Source organism: Chamaesiphon sp. VAR_48_metabat_135_sub (assembly GCF_031418915.1).
In the GTDB taxonomy this organism is placed as follows: Bacteria; Cyanobacteriota; Cyanobacteriia; order Cyanobacteriales; family Chamaesiphonaceae; genus Chamaesiphon.
This window is the reverse complement of sequence record NZ_JANOJV010000280.1, coordinates 1-7,921: the sequence shown is the minus strand read 5'-3', so window position 1 is coordinate 7,921 and position 7,921 is coordinate 1. Positions and strand designations below refer to the sequence as shown.

Sequence of the window (7,921 nt, the reverse complement as noted above, 5' to 3'; positions counted from 1 at the left end):
TTAGCTGTTGGACTCTATTTTAGTGGGGTTACGGCGGGCTTAAGTTCGTTTAGTTCGCTGTTTAATCCGATCGCTAATTTAACACCATTACTAGGTGCTGTCTGTGGATCGATCGGCTTAATTGTTACGGGAGGATGTGTTGTTAAAAGCTTAAAGCTAGTTAAGGTTTGAAGACCAATAAGTAATTTCCTAAATCTACAGTTTACGTGTTCGGAAAATTGAGTTGACCCGATCGATGTTTAAGGAGCAGATATGCAAATTTTGCTAAAAGGTGTTCTGTCGTTATTTTTATTTTACTGGTTTAATACTATTCCTTGCTGGGCACAAGCATCGACACCTAATTCTCAATCGAATCAGGTAGAAACTAATCTTCAAAAAATAGATCTTAGAGTCGGTGATGTTCTCAGGGTAAAAGTACGAGGATTGCCACCTCAGCCAGGGGGGATTGCTGTCTGGTTGGAAAATATTGATATCACATCCCAAGTCGAAATTGATGGTGATGAATTGGTATATCGATCGAGTTTAGTACCGCTAAATACCGGCGAGCAAACTCTTACTGTTTATAACATTCAATCGGCAGATATTTGGGATACTCTCGCTACCTTCCAAATCAAAGTTAATCCAACCTTAGCTCAAGCTCCAACACCAGAAACAACACCCTCGCCCTCCACCGCCGAATCATCTCCACCAGAAAAAACGGAAGAAAAACCCTCATCTTCTACCGCCGAAACAACTCCACCCACAACAGAAAAACCTCCCTCATCTTCTACGCCAGAAATAACTCCACCAACAGCAGAAAAACCTCCCTCATCTTCTACACCAGAAACAACTCCATCAGTAGCAAAACCTAATTTTACGGTTACACCCAAATTTAGTATCAATCTCAAATCTCAGTTATTAGAAAACCGTAGCCCCGATGCTGATGCCTCGCAACGCCCGACATTTGTGACTGGTGATTTTACCGGAGGCTTGTCTAGTGAGTACAAAATTGACAAAGCGACATTAAAAGGTAAATTTACAATAGTTGGGACTACTTTTCAGCCCGAAGCATTACGATTTGGGGAAATTCAAGAACGCGCATCCCAAATCGATCTGAGTGAATATGCTGTCGAGTTTAGTGACGAAAACAACCAATTTGCGATCGGGAATCTCTGCTTTGGCAATCATCCATTTTTACTGAATAATCTATGTACGCGGGGACTATCAGCTAAAGTCAAACTCAATCAATTTAGCGATCTATCTGTGGCGCGACTTAGTTCGACTAGCATCGTAGGTTTTGAGAATATCTTTGGATTAGATCGAAATGAAAATACGCTTGAAGGCGCGATTTTAGGACTGCAAATAGCTCAAAATCAGAATGCTGGTGTGAGATTAGAAACTACTTGGATGACTGGCTCTCGCGCTCCAGTTGCGAACTTTAATGTCGGCGAAATAGTCGATGCTGAAAAAAGTTCGGGGGTGGGAGTCAGACTCACAGGGGGAGATGATACAGGCAGGATCAAAGCTGATGCTGGTTTTGCGAATAGTACGTTTACAAGTTTACCAGCTAACGATCCAGAATTAAGTCAGGGATTGAATGATGTCCCGCTCGAACCTGCGAATAAGAATGCTTGGTATGCAGAAGCTAGTTACGATTTACTCAAGGATATTAAGATCGATCGAGATCGCACTTTATCTGCTTCTATTAATTTTCGTACCGAGCGAATCGATCCGCAATTTGGGACATTGGGGACGAGTCTTCAAGCCGATAAATTAGAAACTCAGTACTCGCTAAACATGAATATTGCTGGAGCTACCGCCCAATTTCAGCAGAACTTTTCTAATAATAATATTGCTAATATACCCACTCTCCTCAGAACTAATAATCGCAATACAAATATCAATCTAACTTTTCCACTTCAGGCATTTTTACAGGAAAAAAATCAATTACTGCCAACTGTTACCTACGGTATTCAACACACTAACCAATCAGGATCGGTTGCCGCTGCGGTAGGCGGCGGCTTTAACAATCCCGCCCAAATTCCCAACCAGCTTAATACTACCCATCAAGTAGGATTGGATTGGACGGTTGGCACTGTGAATTTTAATTACAAATATGCCAATGCCGTGCAAGATAACCGTCAAGTAGGACAGGAAAATGCTGATACTCGCAACATCACGCACCAAGTATCAACTAGTTGGCAAGCTAGTCCCCAGCTCCGCCTCAATCTCGGCTACAACTTCATCAACGCGGCTAATTTCGGACAGCAAATTACCAAATTTACTAATAGTCCGACTCTCGGTGTCAGTTGGGAATTTGTGCCCGGTACGCTGGTTGCTTTTAATTATAATCGCAGTGATGATTCCGACTCGATCGGGCAAGCTTTCAATCGGGGTGAATCCTTAGAGTTGCTGCTAACTTGGAATTTCAAACTCAACTCGCTCGGGCAAGAAATTCCTGGCAGTACATTTATCCGCTATGGCAAACAATCAACGATTAATCAAGATCGCCAGAATAATGTTAATACTAATGCCTCGATCGACACAATTAGTGCTGGACTCAGTTTGAGTTTTTAAAAATGAAACTAGCGATTTCGTTGAAAACCCGTCCCTTTTCCCCTACTTCACTAGAGATTTTGCCTCTAGTGAAGTAGGGGAAAGGGTAAAGGAACACATTCAACATCAGTCCCTTGCCGCTCCCCGCTCCCCGCTCCCCGCTCCCCGCCCCGCTCTACTATGAAAACCATCAACAAATTAATTGCTGCAACAATCTCGCTCTCTAGCATCGCGCTCATCAACCCTCGCCCGCTTCAGGCTGCTACTGTCAGCCCCACAGGAGTAAACGTCAGTACCTTCGCGCCGACTACCGTCTTCCTTACCTTCCTCGGCTTAAATAACCAAATTCCGGCGGATGCTCAATGGTGCGGTGCAATCAATGCCAATGGCTCCTGCGTACCAGGTACAGTCTATGGACGATTGCCCAGACGGTATAATCGCGGACAATTGAGCGGGGTCAATAACTATACTGACATTATGAGCATTCCCGCCTCAATTACTCGCAAGGCTTACCAAGATGCTGCGCGAGGGAACCAAGCTGACTTCTTCTACGTGAGGAGATTAGTGAGTACGAATGGCGGTATTGATGAATACGTCGCCGTCACCTGTCGATTAACCAGCTCCGGCGCGGGAGTACCGCTGAGTATTACCAGCGTCCGCTATCAATTAGCCAATGGTCAAACAGTACCACCAATCGGTAGTGGCGAAACCTTGCCCAGATTTGGTGCTAACATCGCCTACAACGGCACGGGTAGACTCAAAGGCAGATGGGAAGTAGTTTTACCTGGAGACGCGCCACCGACGCAGCGAGACTTGTTAACGGAGGCAACTTTACCCCTCGAACAACGGGGTTTGCAACGACGCTATACACTGCTGGAGCGATTCGATCTATTTTTACAACCAAACGGCAAAATCTTTCTCCCAGGACCAGATCCAGCTACTTTACCGAAAGGCTCGAAGGGACTGCATCAGGTTTTACTACGGATTGAAGCAACTGACAATTCAGCGGGGACTTCATTCAACAATATCAGTATCGTACCGACCGGAGGGGTAGCGGGATTTCCAATGCCGATATTACGTCAATCGATTGTCTCTAATTCCCAGCAAATTGCTCTCCTTCAACCAGATCCCGACGCTCAAATACCCACCGAGCAACAATTGCGTTTTAGCTGGAAAGGAATCGATGGGGCGAAGGGTTATAAATTGGAAGTGAATCAGTCAAATCGACTAATTTTCTCAGCAGTACTGTCAAAAAGTACCACCAGTTATCTCGCGCCACCTTGGCTGAAAAAAACTAAAGGATCGGATCTGAGTTGGAAAGTTCAAGCTCTCAAAGCTGATGGATCGTTATTAACAGAGTCAGAAACTCGAAATTTGCAATTAAAAGCAAAAAAGTAAATCCATTTAGCCTTCACATCCGTACTATAGATAATCCCGAACACAAGATCGTGGGTTACTCTAACCGTCGGTAATCGAACATCAGTTCGCTACGATTACTATTTCGTGATAGATGAAAAATCGACTGATTATTTGTTATGAAAATACAAAACAGTGACTTAAAAAAATAGTTAATTATTCAAAATTTAACTTGTTTGCTGGAATCAGTCAGAATAAAATGTAGTCATTAATACGAACAAACAAATCAATAAATTTGGAGAAATCTCTAAGATGAAATTAAAATCTTTACTCGCACTTGCATTGACTCTGGCGACGATTGGAGCATCGTTACCTGCTGTTGCGGGAGACGGAGATGGTGGCGGACACAAAGGTGGTCGCAAACATCAAGATGGTGGACATCGCAAGAAAAACCACAACAAATACTATGGGAAATATCACTATTACAAGCTAGGTAATTCTTATATTTACGTCGGTAGTCGTGGTGACTATTTCGATCGAGATGGAAAGTATCATGATGCTGATGAGCATCCTGAATATCGCCAGTATTATAGCCAGGACTATAACTACGATCGATCTGGTAACTATTACGATGAATCTGGTCGCTATTACAAATCCATGCAGGAGGACGGAAATCGCAGCGGTAGCAAAAAATATTATGGGAAATATCATTATTACAAGCTAGGTAACTCTCATATTTACGTCGGTAGCCGTGGTGACTATTTCGATCGGGATGGGAAGTATTATGATGCTGAGAAGCATCCTGAATATCGCCAGTATTTTAGCGGGGACTATAATTACGATCGATCTGGTAACTATTACGATGAATCTGGTCGCTATTACAACGTCAAATAAGATCGCCACGCTCTGTACAATCGATCGAACTTAATCTTTTCACGCCATTAACCAAAGTATTGGTTGATGGTATTTTTATCAAAATTGACTACCTCGATCCCGATCGGATGTGATGGTGGTGGTAGCAACAATTTACCTTATTTAGTTCATCCCCCATCCCGACTTATGACTCCCGATGAAGCTCTATAAATCTTGGATGGGTTACTCAAACCCGATCAAAAAATATCAGGATAAAGATCGAATAAAATTGAGAAAATACCAGTTTTCAGATTTTTAAATCCAATCTGCTGATAGCTCCGTACTAAAGACAATAGCCGATCGATGAAGATCTTATCTTTCCTGCTAATCTCTACTCATTACCCTCGGATCGAAACCATGAAACTTAATTCTCTACTTTTACCGCTAGTCGCGATCTTACCCATTCTCTCGTTGTCACTTCTCGCCCGATCTGAACCGCCGTCTAGAGCCAACATCGCCCTCGCCCAACAGCAAGTTGATAAAGTTGTCGATTTTGGCATCCGCAGGTTTAAAGAACAACCATCAGCAAATCAAAAAGCATTCAAAATCGACGTTACAGTCCCACTCGGTCATAGTAAATTTGTTGTTACTCCACCCCACCCATTTAGCCTGAACACTCACCTCGGTCAGATCGACGCAAATCGTCATGGTGAAATAGATGCAAGACTAAATTCGAGCGAATTGAGTATTGGAAATCATCAAAAAATTGTCACAATTTTAACCGATCAAAAGTTAATAATCAAGCGAGTTTTACTAAAAGTAACCGTTATTCCTAGCAATACTGTGCCTAGTTTGCCCAATAGCGACCCGCGCATAAAACCTCTAATCTGATGACGATCGAGATTGAAAGAAAGGTATATATTTTACCTACTATGCCTAAGCAAAATGCTTTAAGTATTCTTAATAAATATTCATAACCTAACAACCGATCCGAATCGATCGATCCTCCGTGTCGATCTTATCCATTACCCCAACTAAAATCACCATGAAACTTATTTCTAATCTTATCAGTCGAGTTAAATTTCAACCACCAGTCAGATTGTCGAGCAATAAAAAAGCCTTATTATCTTCTCTATTGCTGTTTGGTATCTTTCTAAGTACAACAGATCGGGCATTCGCTCGGGACGTATGTAAGGATGTCAAAATTACGCTTGTAAATAAGGCTTCAGACACGATTAAAATAACGAAGTTCGAGTACAAGGACATTGACAAGAATAAATTTCGGACAGAACTAATTTTGGGTATCAATGGACGAGAGTTTCTCAATCCCCGTAAATCTTTTACTGACACTCGAAACTTGGAATTCGTTGGCAACGATGAGACGTTATTCCGCGTAACCTACGAGAAAAAAATTGGCGGGACTAAATTCGAGCCACCGATTACTAAAACTACCCCCAAGTTTACTTGTAGAAATGGCAGCAGTCATACAGTTGAGCTTGATTAATAGGCTTAATTATGTCACCCTGGCTCGAATCGAGGGACAAACTATATATTCAAGATCGCTCGATCGGGTTGCCAATATTTACAATCTAAATCCCAGACTTTAGATACTTAGATCGAACTTACCATCATTTTAGGAGTATTAACATGAAACTTATTGCTAATCTTATCGATCGTCAAGAGCACAAGCTACCCCAACGAGTTAAGGTTCAACCACCAGTCAAATCTTTTAGCAATAAAAGTATCTTATTGTCTTCTTTATTGTTGTTTGGTGTCTTGCTAGGTACAACAGATGCCGCAGTTGCTGGAGCCTGTAAAGATGTAAAAATTACAATCGAAAATAACACTACGGATACGGTGAAAGCTACGAAGTTCCTCTATGTAGATGTTGACAAGAAGACTCAACATTTAGAACCGCTTTTCGGTCTGAATGGGCGAGATGTGCTCAACCCTGGTAACTCTACTGTTGTCACTAGAGATTTGGCCTTCGTTGGCGGCGAAAAAATCTTCTTCAAAGTCATATATGCGCACAAAATTGGTCGGGCTAAATTCGAGTCAGATATCACTCAAACCACACCTCAGTTTACCTGTGCGAATGGAAGTAGCCACACAGTGTCGCTGACTCGATAAGCTCGATCTGCTTCCGACTATTTGCACTGTTATTGCCTAAAATCTCGCAATCCAAAATATGTAATTTGGATTGTGAGATCGAATTTACCATCATTTAGGGGGCTAGGATCGATCGGATCGCACCACCTCTTCTACTCCCGATTCCCTGTGCGTTCGCGGCGTTCCTGAAGTTGTAAGACAATTTGTTGGTGCATTTCGCGCGTAATCGGATAAAAATAAGCGAGAATTAGACCACAAATTAGTGATATTGTCGGTGCTGGGCCGATGGCTAACCGAATCGCGGTTAAGACAGCCTCTGGTTGGACTGGTGCGGAAACCGCCGCAGTCGGATGTAAGTAGCCACTCCACTCCAAACTTTGGAGCACTCCAGCTACTGCAAAACCCAAACAGATTTTTTGCAGGAATACCATCAAGCTATAGAAAATCCCCTCACGGCGTTGTCCCGTCCGCAACTCGTCAAACTCAATCACATCAGGCAACATCGACCAGGGAATCAGATAAGCCGTAGACACGCCCACACCAGCCAAGACAGCAAATACATACATCAGCGTAGTTTGACCAGGCTGAAGCAGGAATAGCCCCCCCTGACCGACGATCCAGCAGCTAGTTCCCAACAAGTATGCCACTTTTTTGCCTACTTTTTGAGAGATCAAATTCCACACCGACAACATCCCCAAAGCTGTACCCTGGACGGCTAAAATAACTAGGGGTGAGTCTTGCAGTGGTAGGCGCATATAACTCACCACAAAGTAGGGAATAATTGCCGCAGTCAGTTGAAGACTAAACCAGGAACAGAGATAAATCCCTACTACAAATAGAAATGGTCGATTGCTAAACACGATCCGCAATTCTGATATGAGAGAGCCTGTCACGGGTTCAGCCTCCTCTGGATGTTGGGCTAATACTGCTTGCGATCGAGCATAAGTACCAAACACGCACCAGAACACCGGAAATACCGAAATCACCGCACAAATCACCCCAATCGTCAGATATTGAGTTGCTGGTGTCTGAATATTTTGAAATACAGTACGAGCCAGTAACAGGGCGA

At 43.0% G+C, this 7,921-nt stretch carries 7 protein-coding genes; 6 read left to right on the top strand and 1 reads right to left on the bottom strand.

Annotation, left to right across the window (positions count from 1 at the left end; translation table 11 throughout):
* Positions 1-252 precede the first annotated feature (252 nt).
* The 6 genes from RMO55_RS19680 to RMO55_RS19655 all read left to right on the top strand — a co-directional run bounded on the left by RMO55_RS19680 (position 253) and on the right by RMO55_RS19655 (position 6,873).
* The gene (locus tag RMO55_RS19680; protein ID WP_310429486.1) at positions 253-2,556 is read left to right on the top strand and encodes a hypothetical protein; all 2,304 of its coding nucleotides are present in this window, start codon (positions 253-255) and stop codon (positions 2,554-2,556) included.
* A gap of 159 nt (positions 2,557-2,715) precedes the next feature.
* A complete protein-coding gene (locus RMO55_RS19675) occupies positions 2,716-3,933 on the top strand; it encodes a hypothetical protein (protein WP_310429484.1) in 1,218 nt (405 codons plus the stop codon).
* Between the two features lie 270 nt (positions 3,934-4,203).
* Positions 4,204-4,785, top strand: coding sequence for a hypothetical protein (locus tag RMO55_RS19670; protein ID WP_310429482.1), 582 nt, complete (start codon positions 4,204-4,206; stop codon positions 4,783-4,785).
* A 375-nt stretch (positions 4,786-5,160) separates the two neighbouring features.
* The gene (locus RMO55_RS19665) at positions 5,161-5,634 is read left to right on the top strand and encodes a hypothetical protein (RefSeq protein ID WP_310429479.1); all 474 of its coding nucleotides are present in this window, start codon (positions 5,161-5,163) and stop codon (positions 5,632-5,634) included.
* 154 nt (positions 5,635-5,788) lie between these two features.
* Positions 5,789-6,247: a hypothetical protein gene (locus tag RMO55_RS19660; protein WP_310429477.1), complete on the top strand. Its 459-nt coding sequence runs from the start codon at positions 5,789-5,791 to the stop codon at positions 6,245-6,247.
* Between the two features lie 143 nt (positions 6,248-6,390).
* Positions 6,391-6,873, top strand: a complete 483-nt coding sequence (locus tag RMO55_RS19655; RefSeq protein WP_310429475.1) for a hypothetical protein — start codon at positions 6,391-6,393, stop codon at positions 6,871-6,873.
* Between the two features lie 131 nt (positions 6,874-7,004).
* On the opposite strand, the gene RMO55_RS19650 is transcribed toward RMO55_RS19655, so the two are convergent.
* The coding region (locus RMO55_RS19650) for an MFS transporter (protein WP_310429473.1) at positions 7,005-7,921 on the bottom strand (917 nt) is incomplete at its 5' end.

Coding starts and splice junctions, on each gene's coding strand:
- RMO55_RS19660 (WP_310429477.1), top strand. CDS start 5,789: ATGAAACTTATTTCTAATCTTATCAGTCGAGTTAAATTTCAACCACCA.
- RMO55_RS19670 (WP_310429482.1), top strand. CDS start 4,204: ATGAAATTAAAATCTTTACTCGCACTTGCATTGACTCTGGCGACGATT.
- RMO55_RS19680 (WP_310429486.1), top strand. CDS start 253: ATGCAAATTTTGCTAAAAGGTGTTCTGTCGTTATTTTTATTTTACTGG.
- RMO55_RS19665 (WP_310429479.1), top strand. CDS start 5,161: ATGAAACTTAATTCTCTACTTTTACCGCTAGTCGCGATCTTACCCATT.
- RMO55_RS19655 (WP_310429475.1), top strand. CDS start 6,391: ATGAAACTTATTGCTAATCTTATCGATCGTCAAGAGCACAAGCTACCC.
- RMO55_RS19675 (WP_310429484.1), top strand. CDS start 2,716: ATGAAAACCATCAACAAATTAATTGCTGCAACAATCTCGCTCTCTAGC.